Source organism: Alteromonas sp. KC3 (assembly GCF_016756315.1).
Taxonomy (GTDB): domain Bacteria; phylum Pseudomonadota; class Gammaproteobacteria; order Enterobacterales; family Alteromonadaceae; genus Alteromonas.
Genome location: NZ_AP024235.1, coordinates 853,858 through 874,646, shown reverse-complemented (window position 1 = coordinate 874,646; position 20,789 = coordinate 853,858). Strand labels below are relative to the sequence as shown.

Genomic DNA, 20,789 nt, shown 5'->3' with positions numbered 1-20,789 from the left:
CATGACCCAGCACGAATCTGTTTTTAATGCCGTGGAAACGCGAGAAGTAAGTAAAGTCGCCGCTTTAGATATCGGCTCGAACAGTTTTCATTTAGTGGTAGCGCGTATTGTCGCTGGGTCAGTTCAAATTCTCCACCGCGTTAAACAGAAAGTGAGACTGGCAGAGGGCTTGAACGACGACGATGTCTTGTCAGACGAGGCCATGGAACGCGGGCTCTCTATGCTAAAAGTGGTCGCAGAGAGCCTAAGGGGCTTTGAACCGGACTCTGTGCGCATTGTGGCCACTCACACGCTGAGAAAAGCGCGTAACGCCCGTGACTTTATTAACTCGGCGAAAGCCATCCTTCCCTACCCCATCGAAGTTATTTCAGGTGTCGAAGAAGCGCGACTTATTTATTCTGGTGTCGCTCACACTAATCATGCAGACGGTCAACAGCTGGTGATTGACATTGGCGGTGGCTCGACAGAGTTTGTTATTGGTGAAGGGTTTACCCCACTACTTTGTCGCAGTCTACAGATGGGCTGTGTTAGTTACACTAAACGCTTTTTTGCCGATGGCGAGTTAAAAAACAAAGCTTTTGAGCGGGCAATAACTGCTGCACAGCAAGAACTTGAGATGATTGATAATAAGTATCGCCGCTTAGGCTGGGTACAGTGTATCGGGACTTCAGGCACAATACGCTCACTGTTCACCTTATGTCAGCAAGACCGTCCCAATGGCCATGACATTCCGGTTACACTAAAAAGCCTACGCACACTGATGAAACAATTCGTCAGTGCCGGTCACATCGACAAGCTCAATTACCCTGATTTAAGTGAAGATAGACGGGTTGTTATTGCAGGTGGTCTAGCAATTTTAATCGCGGTATTTAAGGCGCTTGAAATTGATGGCTTAGTGTATTCGCCCGCTGCGCTTCGCGAAGGTGTGCTTTATCAAATGGAAGACGAATTGCATCATGCGGATATTCGAGGGCGTACGGCAAGCAGCTTAGCCACCCGCTACGACGTAGACACATCGCAAGCCACCATGGTGCTAAACACAACATTGTCTTTATTTAATAGCGTTGAGAAAGCATGGAAGTTGAAAGGCCGAGACTTTAAAAGTATGTTAGGTTGGGCTGCACTGCTACATGAAGTCGGTATGCAGATTAATTCTCGAGGCATTCAAAAGCACAGCGCGTACATTTTAGCAAATGTCGATATGCCCGGATTTACGCAAGAGCAGCAACTGTTGCTAGCCACTCTTGTTCGCTTTCATAGAAAGAAGATTCGCACCAATGAACTTCCAGCTTTTAACTTATTTGATGAACTCGCCGTAAAACGTTTAATTGCATTATTGCGATTAGGTGTGCTGCTTAATATTAAGCGCCAAGAAGGTTTTCTTCCCGATTTTACTGTTGAATCTGATAAAAGCAGTATGACTATCACCTTCCCAGATGGATGGTTAGACGAAAAGCCAATTATTTCAGCTGATCTGGTTAGAGAAAGTCAGTACTGGAAGTCATTGGATTTACAGCTAAATATTTATCCCGATATTGCTCAGCTGCATCAGTTGCCAGATTAACACTTAATTTGTTTGTTTAATAGACTAAATAGTGAGAGCATAAAGGGCAGATGAGGTCACTCATCTTATTCGTTATGTTTTGTAGAGCTACAGGTAATTATATTGCAGTTCGGTATAGTAAGGCGTCTATTAACACTACTTTTGCTTGCCTATGTGAGCACATCGGTTAATGCCTCTTCTAAACACATTTGCTTTTTAAGCGAAGTGACACCGCCTTTTTACTGGATAGATGATTCAGGACAAACGAAAGGGGCTAGCGTTGACCTTGCTAAGGCCATTGCTCCACTGTTGCCGTTCTCGACTTCGTTAGAACACATGCCTTGGGCGCGAGCTTATCAAGAAACACTCATCAAACCCGATATGGTGCTACTTACCCTTCTTAAAACTCCCAAGCGTGAGCCACAATTTGAGTGGCTAGGCACAATAAGTCATGTCAACGCATCGCTTATTCGCCTCAAAAGCCGTGAAGATCTTGCAGTTTCTGATATTGACCAAGCAAAAGCGTTTCGCGTAGGCACTATTCGAGGCTATGGTTCGGCGACGTATTTAGCGCAACAAGGCTTTGAAGAAAATAAGAATCTTGTTTTGGTGAGTGAGCCACATCACTTATGGAAACTGCTGTTTCACGGACGTATCGATTTTGTGGTCTCAACTTTAGATACAGGCAGCTATGAAATTGAGGCCGCGGGTTTCAACCCTAATGATGTGAGTAGCGCGTTGACTATAGCACCATTGAGCGCCGAGCTACACGTTGCCACAGGCATGAAAACAGGGGAAAGCGAAGCCAATGCCATTAAGCAGGCGATTGCTACACTGAAAGAGAACGGTGAATATCAACGCATTATGCAAAAATGGGGGCTTCAACCTGTTGGTAGCGCCCCCTTTGCATCAACGCACTAAATGCTGTTTCACCGAAACATTTAGTTTTTGACGTTTTGCTCATCAGGCGCTTGGCTTGGGTCGTATTTTTTGAACCATGCCAAAATATTTTCCACCTTTCCAATCATGCGCGACGGTTTTGCTGCGATGCCATGAGATGATTCAGGCACTTTGACTAAAACCGTTTCTACCTTTTGAAGTTTTAAAGCTTGGTAGAACTGCTCAGTTTCAGACATTGGCGTGCGTTTATCTTCGACACCCGTAATTAGCATAGTGGGAGTTGTAACATTACCAACAAGAGAAAGCGGCGAGCGCTGCCAATAATGCTCTACGTTTTCCCATGGCTTGCCCGGAAATTGGAAAGGAATTTGATACAGGCCCGAGTCGGCGGTAAGTACTTTAGATAGCCAATTGATGACCGGTTTTGCTACAACTGCGGCTTTGAATCTATCCGTTAGGCCAATAGCGTAAGCTGATGCGATGCCACCTGCTGAGCCCCCCGTAATAAACAACCGGTTTGGATCAACTATCCCCTTTTCAATTAAGGCGTCCACACCAGACATGTGATCCGCAAAATCATACTTAGAGCTATATTTACCCTGCAGCAATAACGCAAAGCGTTCGCCATATCCCGTACTGCCGCGGTGGTTATCGTAAAATACAATGTAACCTTCGGCTGCCATACGCTGGAGTTCAGCGGTAAACACAGGCCCATAGGCTAAGTTGGGTCCACCATGAATTTCTAAAATCAGCGGATACTGCTTTGAACTATCGTAATCAGGCGGGAGAATATACCAACCTTGAATGGTTTCGCCATCGATAGACGATGTATAGGTTATCTCTTTGACTTCACCCAATGTCTTGTGTCCAAGTACATCTTTATTTAGTGCGGTAAGCTGCTTTTCTTTGCTGGTTTTAATGTACAGATCTGCAGGACGATCGGTGCGTCCTTTGGTGTACGCAACAACATTATCGTGTGCGTGGAAAGTACCAAACACATAAGGCCTGCCCAAAGTAGTGCCACCTAGCCCTTTGGCAACACTTTTCACCTTGCCAGACAATGACACTAGATCAACTTGTGCCAGACCTTTTACCGACTGCTGAAAATAGATATGCTTGTTATCTTTCCACTGAAAATTCGATACGGTGTTATCTATTTTTTCAGTCAGGTTTTTATGTTCAGAACCATCGGCATTCATGACATACAGATAACTATTTTTGTACATCACCTTTTCATCACTTCGGCGTGCATATGCAACGTGCTTACCGTCAGGTGAAACTACTGGCGACGCTTCAAGTCCTTTGAAGTTGGTTATTTGCGTAATATCACCACGCATATTCACCGTATAAATGTCTGCTTCAACTGGCTCATATTCCCAGTTGTCACTGCGGTTAGCAGAAAAGTAAATGGTGCTTGAGTCAGGTGAGAAACTTAAGCTTCCACTGTGATGATAGTTTCCAGAAGTTAACTGTCGCGCGGTACCACCGTCAGCAGGTACAACAAAAATGTGCGTATACGCAGGTTCTAATACACCCCGTCCGTCGGCTTGATAGCGCGCTTTGGTAATATACTCAAACGACGGAGACCACTTTGCCCCTTTGGGCTTTTTCGGCATATTAACGCTTAACGGCTTTTCCTTAGCATCCACACTCATTGTAAACGCAATATGTTTACCGTCTGGCGACCAGGTAATATTGCCAAGTGAAGAGGTAACATTGGTAACCAAAGCGGTTTGTCCGGTATCCATCCAGCGAATATAAAGCTGCGGCTTCCCTTCTTCATTTGATAGGTAGGCTAAGCGTGAACCATCTGGTGACCACCGCGGCGAGTAGTAGCTTTTTTTCGAAGACAAAAGCGGACGATGATATTTTCCGTCAACTGAGGCTAGCCACAGGTTTGAGCGCGTACTATCTGTCATTATTTCATTAGAACGACGGACATAAACCACCTGCTCACCATTAGGTGATACGCGCGCCTCGCTTACATACTCAAGATTGAAAATATCTTCAGATTGGAAGTAATGCTTTTTTACCACATTACTCTCATCTGCAGGTATTGCATCATCGTTGGCAAAAGCCAGTGTTGTGGATAATGCGCATGTACTAAGTGCGATGCCCGCAATATAGTTGGCCAAAACTGAAGACAAATTTCGATGTGTCTCAGTGTGTTTATTTACTATCGAGCTCATAAAAACCCTACTTTTTATTATTGTTCAAGACTTGTTGTATCAGTACATATATTAATGAATAAATTAATGAGGTTAGCAATAAGCGGTGAGCTTACAGAGAAAGACGATAGAAGGTTTATTAGCCCAATGGATAGTTGCGCAGTTGATTGCACATGCTAACGTTTTAGTATGATCAGAAAGCGAAGTAAGCTGAATGAACAATCCACATGGTGAATTTGAAACCTTTGTCACACACCAACTATTACTCTTTTCGGCACGAGGTCCATGGAATGACGAGACCATGAAAAACGGTGTCGTCCGAATGGCTTCTAACATCTCACAATTTGAGGAAGGCTCACAATGGGCACAAGTAAGCTGTTTGTATGGTGAAAGTATTATGCCGCCATCTACTTTCGACATCTTTGTAAAACAAACTCGCATAAGAAAGCGTCGCGGCCTATCGTTTTTGGCTGTGGTGATCCTTGATACCGATATTATGCTTACCATTAAGCAGCAAATAAGCTTGTGTTACGAACTAGCTGAAGTTCCTTTCGCCTTTTTTGACAATGTGAAGGACGCGCTTTGCGCTATAGAAGAGAGGGAGATTAGGTTTGATAAAGAAGAGGCTATCGGCTTTTTTGAACAATTTAATTTTACTGCTCAGTGACTGCGCCGCTAAAAGCCTATCTATAAGCTAAAGAGAAGAGTGTTTCTCTTCCCTTTAGCGACAACTATAAGTGTTAAGACTTAGACGCTTGGTAAATACCTTCAATAGCGTCATCTAATGTGGCTTCAAACTCTTCCTGTGTCTGTTGTGCTGAAACACCTTGTGTAAGCGCACGAGAAAAGCTCGCGATCATACCTTGGTTTTCAGACAATTTAGCGTTTGCTTCTTCTCGGCTATATCCGCCAGAAAGTGCAACTACTTTAAGCACTCGAGGGTGATCTACAAGCTCTTTGTAGAAGTTCGCTTCTGTTGGCAGCGTCAGTTTCAACATAACCTCTTGGCCTTCGTTCAAAAGGTTAAGCTGCGTAAGGATTTCAAGTTTAAGCAATGCTTCTGCTTCTGCTTTTTGTGGGCTGTGAATATCGACTTCTGGTTCGATAATGGGCACCAATCCAGCAGCTAGAATTTGTTTACCTACTTCAAATTGCTGTGCTACAACGTCTTTAATGCCTTGATGGTTAGCTAGCTTTACAACGCTGCGCATTTTAGTACCAAATACGTCCTGCGCTACTGCTTTTGCCAACAATGCATCTAAGCCAGGCATTGGTTTCATAACCTGTACGCCGTTACTCTCTTCTGCTAACCCTTTATCCACTTTCAAAAACGGAATCACACGCTTTTTCTGCCATAAGTAATGTGCAGTAGACATGCCTTCAATTTCTCTGTCGAGGGTATTTTCAAACAAGATAGCGCCAAGTACGCGTTCGCCGCTAAAAGGGGTGCTGGTGATAATGCGAGTACGCATTTCGTGAACAAGGTTAAACATCTCTTCATCTGAGCTGTATTCAGATTCTTCGATGCCGTAAAGACGTAGTGCTTTTGGTGTACTGCCACCGCTTTGATCTAACGCTGCAATAAAACCGGTTTGCGTCTTTAATTTATCCAGCATTGCCTGCTGAGCTTGTGATGCCATTGCAACACTCCTTTCGTATTGTATCTGCCACTATGGGCAGGTGTAGGGTTTATAATTATGTGCCGACGTACGTCACTGTATCGTCAGTAAAATCGTTACCGATTTAAAGGCTGCGCTTATGATTGCTGTTAAAAGCGCAGCTCATTTTGTTTTTATGGCGATAACTTTACCTGCTATGCATGTAAGTAATGGTTATACCGCCGAATTAAGCCATTTTTATTATTATTCGCGCTTAATCTATTTATTTTTTTCTTCAAGTACCGCGACAGCGGGTAACGTCTTCCCTTCAAGAAACTCAAGGAACGCACCACCACCGGTTGAAATATAAGACACTTTGTCTGCAATTTCGTACTTATCTACTGCGGCAAGTGTATCACCACCACCAGCGATAGAGAAAGCATCGCTCGCGGCAATCGCCTCAGATAATGCCTTAGTTCCTGCGCTAAACTGTTCAAATTCAAATACACCTACTGGACCATTCCATACAATGGTTCCGGCATTTTTGATGATGTCTTCGAGCGCTTTTGATGAGTCTGGGCCGATGTCGAAAATCATGTCGTCGTCAGCAACGTCAGACACGACTTTAAGCGTAGCTTCTGTATTTTCATCAAACGCTTTACCCACTACAACATCCGTCGGTACAGGAATATTGCCGCCGTTTGCTTGCGCTTCACTCATCAATTGCGTGGCCTGTTCAACCAAGTCCATTTCAACGAGTGATTTACCGACATTGTGGCCTTGCGCTGCAATGAAGGTATTAGCAATTCCACCACCTACAATTAGCTGGTCAACTTTTTCGGCAAGTGATTTAAGTACAGTTAGCTTAGTTGATACCTTAGAACCACCTACAATTGCTACCATAGGACGCTTAGGGTTATCTAGCGCTTTACCTAATGCATCTAATTCTGCAGCAAGTAGCGGGCCAGCACACGCTTTCGGTGCAAACTTTGCTACGCCGTGAGTCGACGCCTGCGCACGGTGCGCCGTACCGAATGCATCCATAACGAAGATATCGCAAAGGGCTGCATACTGCTTCGCTAGGGTTTCGTCGTCTTTCTTTTCACCTTTGTTAAAACGCACGTTTTCAAGAATAACTAACTCGCCATCGTTTAGCTGTACGCCATCAAGGTAGTCTTTCACAAGCTTTACAGGTACGTCTAACGCGGCGTTCAGGTAATCCACTACGGGTTGAAGAGAGAATTCGTCGGCGGGTTCGCCTTCAGTTGGACGCCCTAGGTGAGACATCACCATTACTGCCGCGCCCGCTTCTAGCGCCGCCTTAATAGTAGGAATCGATGCTTTGATACGCGCATCAGAAGTCACTTTACCGTCTTTTACTGGTACGTTTAGATCTTGTCTAATAAGAACGCGTTGACCGTTAAGTGCCATATCGTTCATGCTTGGAATTGCCATTGTCTTTCCTTGTTAATTTAAAATTTAGGTGAGTGTGCGAACCATTATGGTGCATGAGACTATTCATGCCCTAGTGGTGTACACACTCTAATTAACTGTGAAAGCTGCGCGGGCTGGTGCTACCAACCCGTGGCAGCATCAATGCTTATTTTGCGTCGAACATTACTTTAGCTGTGTCGAGCATACGGTTTGCAAAACCCCATTCGTTGTCACACCACACCAGTGTTTTAACCAGTTGCTTGTGACTGACCCTTGTCTGTGTACCATCTACGATACACGAGTGCGGGTCATGATTAAAATCTACTGATACTAACGGTTCTTCAGTGTAGTCCAAAATACCGTGTAAACGACCGTCTTTTGCTTGCCTTAATGCGCAATTTACGTCTTCAATCGTAACCTTACTTCTCAATGTAACGCTCAAGTCCATGGCCGTTACATTAATGGTTGGGACGCGCACAGCAATAGCTTCGAATTTACCGGCAAACTTAGGCAGAATGCGCTCTATACCCGCAGCAAGGCGTGTATCAACCGGAATAATTGACTGACTCGCCGCGCGAGTTCGGCGTAAATCTTCATGGTATGCATCGATGACTTGCTGGTCATGCATAGAGGCATGGATAGTAGTGATCGTACCACTCTCAACGCCAAAGGCTGCATCAAGTGCTTGGATGACGGGCACAATGCAATTAGTGGTACAGGAACCATTAGAGACTAATTTTTGTTCACTGGTCAATGTGTCTTCGTTTGTACCGAAGATAACGGTATTGTCTAAATCGGGGGAGCCCGGAGAGGAGAACAACACCTTACCAGCACCTGCATCTAGATGGGCTTGCCCTGATGCCCTATCGTCAAACTTACCTGTGCATTCCAACACAATATCTACGCCAAGTTCTTTCCATGGCAGATCGGTAATGTCACTGATAGCCAGCAACGTAATATCGTCGCCAGCGACATTAAGCGTGTTATTTTCTAAGGCCACATCAAAACGGAACCGCCCGTGGGCGGTATCGTATTTAAGTAAATGTGCAATGCCTTCTGGCTTGGCAATGTCGTTAATGGCCACAACATTAAATTCGTTATTGCGCCCACTTTCATAAAGTGCACGCAATACATTGCGACCAATACGACCAAACCCATTAATGGCAATATTTACCATAGGCTTATTTGTTTACCTCTTACAGAGACAGTGCAGCCTCTACTACAGCGTCAGTGGTAATGTTGAAATGCTTGAACAAATCACCTGCAGGTGCAGACTCACCAAAGGTGTCCATACCTACAATCGCGCCATTAAAGCCAACATACTTGTACCAGCTGTCTTTCGACAACGCTTCTACCGCAACGCGTTTAACAACACTTGATGGCAATACGCTTTCACGGTAATCAGCAGACTGACGGTCAAATACGTCAGTAGATGGCATAGACACTACGCGTACCGCTTTACCTTGCTCGGTAAGTTTAGCTGCAGCTTCTACAGCAAGCTGAACCTCTGAACCCGTACCAATGAGAATAAGTTCAGGCGTACCTTCACAATCTTTAAGTACATAGCCGCCTTTCGCGATATCAGCAACTTGTTGAGCATTTCTTTCTTGCTGTGCAAGGCCTTGACGCGTAAAGATTAGGGTTGTTGGGCCGTCTGTACGCTCAATTGCTGACTTCCACGACACCGCCGATTCAACTTGGTCACACGGACGCCAGTTATCAAGATTAGGCGTAGCACGTAGCGCTACTACCTGCTCTACCGGCTGGTGCGTTGGGCCATCTTCACCCAAACCAATTGAGTCGTGAGTGTAAACGAAAATAGCAGGCTGCTTCATTAGTGCTGCCATACGTACCGCGTTACGCGCATATTCCATAAACATTAGGAAGGTTGCACCGTATGCTTTAAAACCGCCGTGAAGCGCAATACCGTTCATCATGGCAGACATACCAAATTCGCGTACGCCGTAGTAAATATAATTACCTGATGCATCGTTTGCTTCAACACCCTTGCTGCCTTCCCAAATGGTTAGGTTAGAACCTGCAAGGTCTGCTGAGCCGCCTAATAGTTCTGGCAGTAACGGGCCAAATGCGTTCAGTGCATTTTGCGACGCTTTACGTGAAGCAATGTTTTGTGGGTTTGCTTGAAGATCAGCAATGATAGCGTCAGCTTTATCGCTGAAGTCTGCTGGCAGTTCGCCATTAATACGGCGTTTAAACTCTGCAGCAAGTTCTGGATAGGCAGCTTCATAGGCAGCGAAGGCATCGTTCCATGCGCTTTCTGCTTTTGAACCTTTGTCTTTACCATCCCAGCCCGCATAGATATCGTCTGGGATTTCGAACGCACCGTGGCTCCAGCCAAGCTTTTCACGAGTAGCAACAATTTCATCTTCACCTAGTGGTGCACCGTGACAAGACTCGGTTCCTTCTTTGTTAGGCGAACCGAAACCAATGGTGGTTTTACAACAAATTAGCGTAGGCTGAGCAGTATTCGCTTGCGCCTTTTCAATAGCCGCTTTAACTTGCTCTGCATCGTGACCGTCAACACCTTCAATCACTTCCCAACCGTAGCTCTTAAAGCGTGCTGGTGTATCGTCAGTGAACCAGCCTTCTACTTCACCATCAATTGAAATGCCGTTGTCATCCCAAAACGCGATGAGTTTGCCAAGGCCTAGTGTGCCAGCCAATGAACAAGTTTCGTGTGAAATACCTTCCATCAGGCAGCCGTCGCCCATAAATGCATAAGTGTAGTGATCAACAATGTCGTGACCGTCACGGTTAAATTGTGCGGCAAGCACTTTTTCAGCAAGCGCCATACCTACTGCGTTGCTGATACCTTGACCCAACGGGCCTGTGGTCGTTTCTACACCTGGTGCATAACCGTATTCTGGGTGACCTGGTGTTTTTGAGTGTAGCTGACGGAAGTTTTTCAACTCTTCAATTGGCAGTTCGTAACCTGACAAATGAAGTAAAGAGTACAACAGCATCGAGCCGTGGCCGTTTGAAAGAACAAAGCGGTCGCGATTTGCCCATGACGGGTTTGCAGGGTTATGTGATAAGAAATCACCCCATAGTACCTGCGCAATATCAGCCATCCCCATTGGGGCGCCTGGGTGACCAGATTTAGCTTGTTGAACGGCATCCATGCTTAATGCACGGATAGCATTGGCGAGTTCACGACGAGAGGGCATGTTGTCTCCTGATTTATTTTGTATCTTTAAGTACCGCAGTAGTATGTTGGTTTGAGCACCAAGGCACACCAATTATCTGCTATTGATCTACTTCTAGGCACTTTTGAATGTGGGGGTATTCTTACCCATGCCACCTTTCAGTTCAATGGATTTTCATTGCCATTGTCGAAAGTAAATCCAAAAACATCTATTTAGCTTATAAAGCGCTGGACACTGCCGATTACCTTAAATACTACAATCTCTTTGTTCTGTATCGAAATAACCCCAAAAGTGATCGGGTTATGTCAACAATTCGTAACGAAGAGACTTTTAGACGTCTAGAAGTAAAGACTGGTATTTATAACTTGTTTTAGTACAATATACGACTATTTTGATAATTTAACGCTTACGGAGCATTTATGGCCACGCATTTATTCACATCCGAGTCAGTGTCTGAAGGGCATCCGGACAAGATTGCTGATCAGATCTCAGATGCCGTTCTTGACGCTATTTTAGAACAAGATCCGCGCGCTCGGGTGGCCTGCGAAACGTATGTAAAAACCGGTATGGTTTTAGTAGGTGGTGAAGTGACCACCTCAGCATGGGTAGACATTGAAGAGCTTACCCGTAACACAGTAAAAGAAATTGGTTACACGCATTCTGATATGGGTTTTGATGCAGACTCGTGTGCTGTATTGAATGCTATTGGTAAACAGTCACCTGATATCAATCAAGGTGTTGACCGAGAGAGTTTAGAAGAACAAGGTGCAGGCGACCAAGGCCTAATGTTCGGTTACGCCAGTGACGAAACTGACGTATTAATGCCGGCACCAATCACATATTCTCACCGTCTTGTTCAAAAACAGGCCGAAGTACGCAAGTCTGGCAAGTTAGACTTTTTGCGTCCAGATGCGAAAAGCCAAATTACATTTAAATATGAAAACGACAAACCTGTTGGTATTGATGCGGTAGTGCTTTCAACCCAACACTGCGACTCGGTCACTACCGAGCAGGTTCGTGAAGCGGTAATGGAAGAAATCATCAAGCCTGTTCTGCCAAGCGAATGGATTGATGCCAATACGCGTTTTCACATTAACCCTACTGGCCGCTTTGTTATCGGCGGCCCAATGGGCGACTGTGGTCTAACAGGTCGTAAAATCATCGTTGATACCTACGGCGGCATGGCTCGTCACGGCGGTGGTGCGTTCTCTGGTAAAGATCCTTCAAAAGTTGACCGCAGCGCAGCATACGCAGGCCGTTATGTTGCCAAGAATATTGTTGCAGCAGGTCTTGCTAAGCGTTGTGAAATTCAGGTGTCTTACGCTATTGGCGTTGCAGAGCCAACGTCTATCAGCATTGATACTTTTGGCACTGGCGTGGTTGATGAAAAAACGCTAGTTGCTTTAGTTCGCGAGCACTTCGACCTGCGCCCTTACGGCCTAATTCAAATGCTTGATCTTGAGCGCCCTATTTACCGTCCTACTGCAGCGTACGGCCACTTTGGTCGCGACGAGTTCCCGTGGGAAGCAACAGACAAAGCAGAAGCATTGAAAGCGTCACTGTAATTTGTTGTCGTTTAAAGAGAAAAGCAGCCAACTGGCTGCTTTTTTTATGGCTGTGTTTTATAGCTACACTTTTATCACTTAGCTACACTTTTATCACTTAATTTTGCAAAGGCTCATACAAACAGTCGATAGCTTTCATTAAAACTGGGGGAAATGATTCTGTCTGGTAGACCAAAGCGCGCTAGCGCAATGTTCTGAAATTCCTTGCGGTGCGTAACTTCTATATCAGCAAAATCAGGAGGTAAAAACTGACGACTGCTGATTTCACTATCAAACTCGACTTCAACTAACTTAAGTGGCGCAAGCGTTCCTGTGAATACGTCTATCACCAATTGCGCGCCGTAGAAGTCTATGCGATAGCGCTGCTTTTCTACACGCATTTTTTGAGTGAGTGGCCACAAATCATTAAATTGAGACGCCGACAGTTCAATACGCGTTTCCCTGTGCTTTAATCCAATACCCTGCGTCACCGCCATACTGAATTTACCACCTTCATCTCGCAAACATATGTGTTTATCGGGTTCGCATGATAGGTAGCCTTGGCGTATGTCGACAGGAGTTCGTGTATCCAATAGTCCCTCTGGTACAAAAGTGACCATAAACTTTCTTTCGAATTCCCATTCCGTTTGCATTTCAAAAGACCTCCGTTCAATGATGGCGGGCTTATTTAAAACGATAAAAATAACCCTGTATCTTTAAAACTAGTTCACGAATGAAAAATTCATCAAGTTTATTTTTATGATCTATTTTTTACAGCTATGCTTATACAGTGTGATAGTACATTGCGATAAGTTGTGGCGCGGTGGCTCTAGCATCAATTACAAAAATGGTTCCGACAGGGTGGTCAGAAATAACGCTGGACACATAAACAAGCACTCACTAAACAACTTGGGTCGCATGCCATGAAAGCAGCTATAAGCTTCACATGTTTGTCATTATTGTTGTCGAATCTGTACTCTTCAAACGCAGTCGCAGACGTGTCTAATGCGTCTTACAGTCCTATTTATTTTAAAAGTGAAAAAGTAGCCAAGTGGCAGCTTCAGACCCAATATCGGGTCCGCTCTACCACTGAGGCACATTACTATGACAATAGCTTCACCTACCCTACAGGTTCGCAAAGTACCCTTAGCGCAAGCAGGCGTTTTGATACCCACCTCCCCCAATCGGTATATGCCACTTACAAAACCAATAACACGGCCTTTCAGCATTATGCGGAATGGCTCTATTTGCCCAATGATGTAGGCACATTTACGCGATTAGGATGGCTATTGGGTCACAATCAGGGGCTAAATATGGCGGTAGAAATAGAACACAGACAAGTGGGCGAAGAAGAGAACATGGCCTTATCACTTGGCGTGCACTATCTTTTTTAAAACGGCATTGTGGCTAACCGTTTGAATATTCACGTGTTTCAGCATAGGTCTGCTGGATAAGAAATGCATCTGCGCTTGCCCTGTGTCGTCTAGTGTCGAGTTTTTGTGCAAGTTCAGATTTTACTTCATGCCACTTTTCCATTTGCGTTTGGCTAAGTATATACTCCAGTGCGCGGCACGAGAACGTCATTTCTACTTGCGCCGCCGAGAAGAGCTTTATCAACCATGGGTTGTCTACTACCCAGCCGTCACTGTACACCATCGTATTTCCCAAGAAGTGATTTAACTCGTGACAGACTTTGACTGGGTCTACGCCTTTGGTAAGTAACATCGCCTGTGAGATGCCGTGTAAGGCTTCAGCCTCTTTATCCCAATGAACCCATGAGTCAAAAGGACGAATTAACTTACACCACTTTGCACCATCATAGCGCACAATGCCAATCTCAATAGGATAACTCACTGCGCCAAAACCGCTTGCTTCAACATCGACAATTGACGGCAGACTCTTTTTTCCCACACCTTCTCCCAGTGATACCCATTGCTGTGAGCCACCCACTATTCTCAACAGCTTTGAACGTAATACTTAGTGTATGTAAACAGCTTATTCTTGCACATTTCATATCGCATGATGGTCATGACAATGGGTAATAAAGAATGACCTTCTTCACACAACGAAGATATAAGCGAATGGTAGAATCATGCCACTTTTTACACCTAATACGTCAAAACCTTTAACAGCTCTTTAAAAAACCGTTAATTGTATGAATAAACATCCAAAACTTTAGGCTAAGTCTATACTAAAGGATGATGTAACTTATTAAACACGCACAAACCAATGCTATACACTTGGGGAAGGTTTTTTGGATAGCAATATTATGCGCTCGACGTCACTTATCATTTTCTTACTTACATTTTTTATTGTAGCGACTTCCCCTCACGCGAAATCGCAATCAGAGCCGTTAGTCATTGCTATCGATGCAGATTTTACTGCCGTTGCCGTTGAGGGTGGTATTGCGATTAAGCGTGGCGTCGAATTAGCGGTTGATGAAATAAACGCCCGTGGCGGTGTATTGGGAAGACATTTGACCGTTGTCACCAAAGATCATCGAGGTAATCCAGCTAGAGGCTTACACAATATTGAAACAGTAAGCAAAGACCCTAACTTGCTTGCGGTTATTGGCGGCGTGCACACACCTGTGGTTCTTGCTGAAGTAGAAGCAATACACAGAAATAATGTGCTGATGTTGGTTCCATGGGCAGCGGGTACACCTATTATTGACAACGGTTATAGCCCTAACAATATTTTTCGCGTATCGGTAAGAGATTCTGAGGCGGCCTCAGTACTCATCCAGCACGCGAAGCAAAAAAGCATAAAGCACGTTGCTTTGGTTTTAGAGCGAACGGGTTGGGGGCGTTCTAACTTAGCATCGCTTAAGAAAGCTGCTGCACAGCAAGGCATTACAATAACGTCAATTCATTGGATTAATTGGCAACAAAAAAGCTTTGCCGAAGATATTTCTGCCATAAAGAATAGTGAGGCCCAAGCGATTTTATTGGTTACCAATGTACCTGAAGGCGTCGTAGTGCTAGATGAAATGGCGCAGCAAGGCATTGCCTCTATGCCAGTAATATCCCATTGGGGTATTGCTTCTGGGCAGCTTGCTGAGAAGCTTAATACACCTATAGGAAGTTTTGATATTTCAGTGCTTCAAACATTTCATTTCAGTAAGCCTAAAACGGAAAAAGCCAAACAGCTTCTCGATGCCTATTATAAGAAATACGGCATAGTTGATAAGACGACTATTAACGGTGTAACTGGGCTTGCTCACGCTTTTGACCTAACGCATTTAATTGCTGCCGCGGCTGAGAAAGCTGCTAGTATAAGAGTAGATAAACTGCGAGAGGCACTTGAGTCTCTTGAAAACGTAGAAGGCGCGGTAAAAGTTTACACCCCGCCATTTACTCAAGAAAAACATGATGCGCTTTGGTCAGACGACTATTTCATGACGAAATTCAACGAACAGGGCCATCTAGAAATAATGGATTAATACATGCAGCAACAGCGACCGAGGTTAAGGACACTCCTTCTCTCGAGCATGCTCCCACGGCTGATTGCCCTAGTGTTATTTGCTTCTTTGGTGTTGTTTGCCATTTCGTTCCATTATGTGGTTACTCAAGCAGAGCAATTGCAGCAAGAATCAGTCGATGGACTAGAGCAAGACCTTACTTTCATTGTCAATGACACCACACGTCAGCTAGCTGATTTGGCTGCCAACGACATTATCATCAACGCATTTGTCGATTTACAGCAGCGTGACAACTACTTGCCAATGTTTTTTCGCTCGCTGAACCTAACCCAAGCGAAAACCGTCGAGTTTGCGTTGTACGATTTTGCTGGCAATAAAATTATTGATAAGAATTGGGATGCGGTGTTACCAAGCACACTTGACACTGCCTGGCGTCAGCAAACACTTGGCTCCTCAATACCTTATTCATCTATTTCCCAATATGGCGTACTGATTAGTGTGCCGGTATTGCTTGGCGGTGTCGCTGAAGGCGCACTGGTTATGTATGTCGATAGTTTACAGTCGTTATTGGCACCTTACCCTCGGTTGACTAATCAGTTGGTCAGCGATAGCGACGGTAGAGTGTTATTTAGTAGCCAGCCCACTGTAATAAAGCCTAACTCTTTGCTTAGCGAATTTGACTCAAATGGGTATTCGTTAAAGCAAGCCAAATGGCGTAATTTAACGCTGTATAGTGTAAAACCTACGATAACGGTCTACAAAGAAGTTGCTGGCATCAGCGTTGTGTTACTTTCAATGATCGTGGGCTTCGTTTTCATCATTATCCATATGCTAAAAGTCACCGCCGCACTGGCAGAGTCCACCCTGTCGGCACTGTATCGTGACATCAAAGGCAGATTGAAGCACGACAATATTGCCCCCCAAACTCAAACTACTATAGAGGCACAGGAGCTTGCAGACATACGGGAAGCTTTTGATAAGCTAATCTGGGATCTTTCTGAAGTATCATTATCTAATGAACAATTCTCCAATGTACTCGAATCGATGGGCGACATGCTTGTTGTTATCGATCAAGAAGGGCAGATCATGCTATCGAACAAGCGCTTTGATAGCTTTTGTGACGGCCAGCGGGAAACTAAGCCCGAGCTCATAGAGCGCATTGATCTCGCCTTAAGTTCTTCTCAGGCCATTGAATTAACACATTTATCTGAAAGTAATGGACAGCTATTTGTGAGATGGACCAAAACATCATTAGTTGATGTTAATGGTATAAACAGGGGGACAATTTACGTAGGTGGAGACGAAACCAAGCAACGCTCTCTTGAAAGTAATGTTCAAATTCTTAGCCACGCCATCGATGAAGCAACGGTCTCAATAATCATCTCTGACATTCGTCAGCCCGGCCAACCCGTCATTTACGTCAATAGCGCATTTGAGGAGTTAACGGGCTACAACAAAGATGAAATCATAGGCAATAACTGCCGAGCAATGCAGGGGCAAGATACTGATGCCCTCAATATTGACGCTGTTCGTCAAGCAGTAGCCAAAAGAGAACCCATAGAAATTACTTTGTTGAATTATAAGAAAAATGGAGATGCGTTCTACAATAGGCTCAACCTGACGCCAGTAACCATAAATGGAGAAGTGACACATTATATTGGTTTCCAGCAGGACGTAACGCAGCAGCGTCAGACTGAACAATATCTGCAAGAAGCAAGGGAAAAAGCGGAAGAATCGGTACGTTTAAAATCAAGCTTTCTAGCAAGTATGAGTCATGAAATTAGAACACCAATTCACGGTATTTCCGGGGTACTGCAGTTACTTGAATCATCAGAGCTAAACAGTGAACAACAACATTACCTGTCGCTGGCTAATTTTAGTATTCAAAGCTTATTGCATATCGTCAACGACATACTGGATTTCTCGAAAATAGAGGCAGGTCAACTTCAGATTGAACACTCCCCTTTTGATATAGAGGCGTCGCTTGAAAGTATTCACAGCCAGTATGCCATATTGTGTCAAGAAAAGGGGCTAGACCTACATTTTCAATTTAACCTACTGAATCATCACGTGGTCCTAGGCGATGAAGTAAGGCTAAGACAAGTATTAACTAACTTAATTGGTAACGCGGTTAAATTCACTGAAAACGGCAATATCTCAGTGACGGCTAACCTAGAGTCTCGACCTGATGGCAAACTGTCTTTCTTGTGTAGCGTAAGTGACACGGGTATTGGTATTGCAAAAGAAAAACAACAAACTATTTTTGACGTCTTTACTCAAGAAGATCTCTCTACCACACGAAAATTTGGTGGTACAGGCCTTGGTCTATCAATTAGCAGGCAGTTATGTGAACTCATGGGCGGCAATATTGATGTGCATAGCGAGAAAGGTAAAGGCAGTACCTTCAGTTTTTGCGTAGCGCTAGAAGAGGCAAGTGAAGAAGCCATTGCACCTGCACGCACTAAGGCTACAACCGCATCAGACAAAGCCCTAAAGCGCAAAATACTTATTGTGGAAGATAATGACATTAACCAGATTATTGTTAAGCAACATCTAAATCACCACACCACGTTAAGCGCAAAATCAGGTCGCGAGGCCTTAGAAGCACTTATAAAAATGAAGCCCACATTCGACGTTATATTAATGGACTGCCAAATGCCAGAAATGGACGGTTTCGAAGCCACTCAACGTATAAGACAAGGTGAAGCGGGAGAGCGTTACAAACACGTTCCAATAATAGCGCTAACGGCAAACGCAATGAAAGGGGATAAGGAGCGCTGTGAAGCAGCAGGCATGAATGATTACCTTAGCAAACCCTTTGAGGCAGGCGATCTTGTAGAAAAAGTAGAGTATTGGGCAAGCGCACCTGATTCAGGTCAAGAAACTCAAGATATGGGCGTAACATAGCATTATGATTTTGAAGGCGGTTCTAGTTGCATTGGCGTTATACCTTGTTGCTTTCAGCACAGCCGGTGAAGACGCTGTGCTGAAGTATAATTTGGGTACCTCAGGCAGTTCCGTCCCTTATGAAAACGCAGTAGATGCTGCAAGAAAAGGCATATTGGTTGAAATTTTACCGCTAATTATGGAACGTGCTGGCATTAAAACTGAAAAAGTGATGTTGTCGACAAAACGCGCTATGGTGGCCTTTAATACTGGTAAGCTAGATTTCGATTTCTTTAGCCCGGGATGGTTGCCTGAAGGAGAGCCTCAAGGTGACTTTACGTTCTCTCATTCTATACTCACCGTCACAGAGTACTTTATTACTTTGCCAGAAAAGCAGAACCTGTATGCGGATATTGAACGTATTTATGGCAACCCTGTTGGCACGATATCAGGCTACGTCTATTTCAATGACAAACACTTCGACCGCCTCGATTTCCAGTCTGAAAGCACATTAATGCAAGCCTTAGGCAAAAAGCGTATAGATGTAATCATTATGGAAGAAGCGGCGGCTCGCTATTGGTCGGCAAAACACAAAGTTAAGATTGCGTTGGGCCCAATACATACCCAAGGTTCGTTAGCGTTGAGAGTTCATAACCGTCATAAAGACAAACTAAGCCGCATTAATAACGCAATAGACTATTTACAGGAAACAGGCCAAATACAAGCCATACTCGATAAATACGCCGACTTTTCATTATAGCGGCCTTTAGTTTGCAACTGTACTACTAAGGCTGAAGCGCTGCGGAAACCTGATTGTTTGTATGACGAGGCACAGGCACACCATTGCCATTCCCAGCCACCCAAGCGCAGAGAAGGTTTCGCCAATAAGAAAAATCGCGAATAACGTTGCAACAACAGGTTCAATGAGCGTAATTAATGTAGCTTGACTGACTTCGATGAAACGCAACCCGAAGCCAAAGAGTACATACCCAAAAAACATGGGTACGACCGCCATGTAAAGCGCGACACTAGTATTGATAGGTGTGGCAAATAAGCGCTCACCAGTGAAATACAAAGAGGGCAATAACAGTAAAGCGGCACAGCCAAAAAGACTCGCCATAGCAGATTTAGAGTGCCCTCCAGCATTAATGAGTTGCTTGGCTGCCCACGAGTACCCGGCATAAGTTACTCCCGCTACCAGCCCCAGTACTATCCCCGCATGTTGTTTGTATTCTGTCTCTGGTAGCATCACCACACTTGACGATTTTCCTGTGCTTAGCAACACAATTCCCACCGCGCCTAAAACGAAGCTGACCACCCATTTAAAAGACACCTTTTTTTTGCCGAATAGATATTCGAAAACAGCGGCAAAGAGAGGGGCAGTGGCAATAGAAACAACCGTGCCAATTGCCACGCCGGAGAGTCGCATTGAGGCGTAAAACGCCAGAGGATATAAGGCAACACAGCAGCTTCCTGCAATTACTACCAAAGGGTTAGCGCGCAAGACAGCGCAGTCTTTCTTCAGTGTTTTCCATGCAGTTAAGCATAAGAGTACACCACCAACCCCCATGGCAAATGCGCCAATGGCAAACGGGCTTATCGTTGGTGCGTATTGCGCTGCCGTCCCGGTAGTCCCCCAAAGAAAACTGGCAACCACGACAGCCAAGACCCCCTTTGTACTCGCTTGAACAATCATATCTGCATCTCTACGTCATTTCAGTTGATTACATAAATAGTACAGATATACATGATAATGTATTGAAGTAGCTAGGCGCTTTTATTTGCAGATTAGACGGTTTTGAGTCGTATAGGATTAAAAAAAAGCCCGAGTTTTGGTTATAGAAAAGAGTGGAGTTGGCCGATAAGTTAACAAACCATACTCACAAAAATACTTCAAAATCAGTCATTTAAAAACGTTGATTTCGTGTGGTATCACTATAGTGTCACAGTGTGACATAGATTAGAATGGTTGAATTAAAGGCATTATGCATAAGACCGGCTTACAGCATTGATTTAAAATGATTTTTTATTCGTTGGGCGAAGTCACGAAGCTGCTTATTCTATCTTCTAGGTCACAGCCGACGCAGCAAGTATGGACGGAGTAACATCACAAAGCTGCATGAGAAAA

Annotated in this window: 16 protein-coding genes; 8 read left to right on the top strand and 8 right to left on the bottom strand. The window is 44.5% G+C overall.

The window, feature by feature from the left end; all coding sequences use genetic code 11:
* Position 1 precedes the first annotated feature (1 nt).
* Together ppx and JN178_RS03900 are read left to right on the top strand one after the other, a co-directional pair.
* The gene (gene ppx, locus JN178_RS03905) at positions 2 to 1,564 is read left to right on the top strand and encodes an exopolyphosphatase (protein ID WP_202263875.1); all 1,563 of its coding nucleotides are present in this window, start codon (positions 2 to 4) and stop codon (positions 1,562 to 1,564) included.
* A 102-nt stretch (positions 1,565 to 1,666) separates the two neighbouring features.
* The gene (locus JN178_RS03900; protein WP_232369687.1) at positions 1,667 to 2,464 is read left to right on the top strand and encodes a substrate-binding periplasmic protein; all 798 of its coding nucleotides are present in this window, start codon (positions 1,667 to 1,669) and stop codon (positions 2,462 to 2,464) included.
* Positions 2,465 to 2,484: 20 nt separating this feature from the next.
* Here the strand turns inward: JN178_RS03900 and JN178_RS03895 are convergent, their stop codons facing one another.
* Positions 2,485 to 4,632, bottom strand: a complete 2,148-nt coding sequence (locus tag JN178_RS03895) for an alpha/beta hydrolase family protein (protein ID WP_202263872.1) — start codon at positions 4,630 to 4,632, stop codon at positions 2,485 to 2,487.
* Between the two features lie 193 nt (positions 4,633 to 4,825).
* Between JN178_RS03895 and JN178_RS03890 the strand changes: the two genes are divergently transcribed.
* Positions 4,826 to 5,278, top strand: coding sequence for a hypothetical protein (locus tag JN178_RS03890; RefSeq protein WP_202263869.1), 453 nt, complete (start codon positions 4,826 to 4,828; stop codon positions 5,276 to 5,278).
* 73 nt (positions 5,279 to 5,351) lie between these two features.
* Here the strand turns inward: JN178_RS03890 and JN178_RS03885 are convergent, their stop codons facing one another.
* From JN178_RS03885 to tkt, 4 genes are all read right to left on the bottom strand, one after another.
* Positions 5,352 to 6,251, bottom strand: a complete 900-nt coding sequence (locus tag JN178_RS03885) for a fructose bisphosphate aldolase (RefSeq protein ID WP_202263866.1) — start codon at positions 6,249 to 6,251, stop codon at positions 5,352 to 5,354.
* Between the two features lie 237 nt (positions 6,252 to 6,488).
* Positions 6,489 to 7,664, bottom strand: coding sequence for a phosphoglycerate kinase (locus JN178_RS03880; RefSeq protein ID WP_202263863.1), 1,176 nt, complete (start codon positions 7,662 to 7,664; stop codon positions 6,489 to 6,491).
* Positions 7,665 to 7,809: 145 nt separating this feature from the next.
* Positions 7,810 to 8,820: an erythrose-4-phosphate dehydrogenase gene (gene epd / locus JN178_RS03875; protein ID WP_202263860.1), complete on the bottom strand. Its 1,011-nt coding sequence runs from the start codon at positions 8,818 to 8,820 to the stop codon at positions 7,810 to 7,812.
* A 19-nt stretch (positions 8,821 to 8,839) separates the two neighbouring features.
* The gene (gene tkt / locus JN178_RS03870; protein WP_202263858.1) at positions 8,840 to 10,831 is read right to left on the bottom strand and encodes a transketolase; all 1,992 of its coding nucleotides are present in this window, start codon (positions 10,829 to 10,831) and stop codon (positions 8,840 to 8,842) included.
* A 398-nt stretch (positions 10,832 to 11,229) separates the two neighbouring features.
* Here tkt and metK point away from each other — a divergent pair, with 398 nt between their 5' ends.
* Positions 11,230 to 12,375 (top strand): methionine adenosyltransferase, encoded by a 1,146-nt coding sequence (gene metK / locus JN178_RS03865; RefSeq protein ID WP_159623878.1) that lies wholly within the window; start codon positions 11,230 to 11,232, stop codon positions 12,373 to 12,375.
* 113 nt (positions 12,376 to 12,488) lie between these two features.
* Here metK and JN178_RS03860 read toward each other — a convergent pair whose 3' ends face one another.
* Positions 12,489 to 13,007 (bottom strand): hypothetical protein, encoded by a 519-nt coding sequence (locus JN178_RS03860; protein WP_202263855.1) that lies wholly within the window; start codon positions 13,005 to 13,007, stop codon positions 12,489 to 12,491.
* A 270-nt stretch (positions 13,008 to 13,277) separates the two neighbouring features.
* Here JN178_RS03860 and JN178_RS03855 point away from each other — a divergent pair, with 270 nt between their 5' ends.
* Entirely contained in the window at positions 13,278 to 13,748 is a 471-nt protein-coding gene (locus JN178_RS03855; RefSeq protein WP_202263852.1) for a hypothetical protein, read from the top strand.
* A 13-nt stretch (positions 13,749 to 13,761) separates the two neighbouring features.
* Here JN178_RS03855 and JN178_RS03850 read toward each other — a convergent pair whose 3' ends face one another.
* Positions 13,762 to 14,265 (bottom strand): 3'-5' exonuclease, encoded by a 504-nt coding sequence (locus JN178_RS03850; RefSeq protein WP_202263849.1) that lies wholly within the window; start codon positions 14,263 to 14,265, stop codon positions 13,762 to 13,764.
* 343 nt (positions 14,266 to 14,608) lie between these two features.
* Between JN178_RS03850 and JN178_RS03845 the strand changes: the two genes are divergently transcribed.
* The 3 genes from JN178_RS03845 to JN178_RS03835 are packed head-to-tail and all read left to right on the top strand — an operon-like array spanning position 14,609 to position 19,421.
* Positions 14,609 to 15,796: an ABC transporter substrate-binding protein gene (locus tag JN178_RS03845; RefSeq protein ID WP_232369686.1), complete on the top strand. Its 1,188-nt coding sequence runs from the start codon at positions 14,609 to 14,611 to the stop codon at positions 15,794 to 15,796.
* Between the two features lie 3 nt (positions 15,797 to 15,799).
* The gene (locus JN178_RS03840) at positions 15,800 to 18,682 is read left to right on the top strand and encodes an ATP-binding protein (protein ID WP_202263846.1); all 2,883 of its coding nucleotides are present in this window, start codon (positions 15,800 to 15,802) and stop codon (positions 18,680 to 18,682) included.
* 4 nt (positions 18,683 to 18,686) lie between these two features.
* Complete coding sequence (locus JN178_RS03835; RefSeq protein ID WP_202263843.1) at positions 18,687 to 19,421, top strand: substrate-binding periplasmic protein; 735 nt, start codon at positions 18,687 to 18,689, stop codon at positions 19,419 to 19,421.
* A 6-nt stretch (positions 19,422 to 19,427) separates the two neighbouring features.
* Here the strand turns inward: JN178_RS03835 and JN178_RS03830 are convergent, their stop codons facing one another.
* Positions 19,428 to 20,357 carry a DMT family transporter gene (locus JN178_RS03830; RefSeq protein ID WP_202263841.1) on the bottom strand — a complete coding sequence of 310 codons (930 nt, stop codon included), beginning with the start codon at positions 20,355 to 20,357 and terminating at the stop codon, positions 19,428 to 19,430.
* Positions 20,358 to 20,789: the final 432 nt, after the last annotated feature.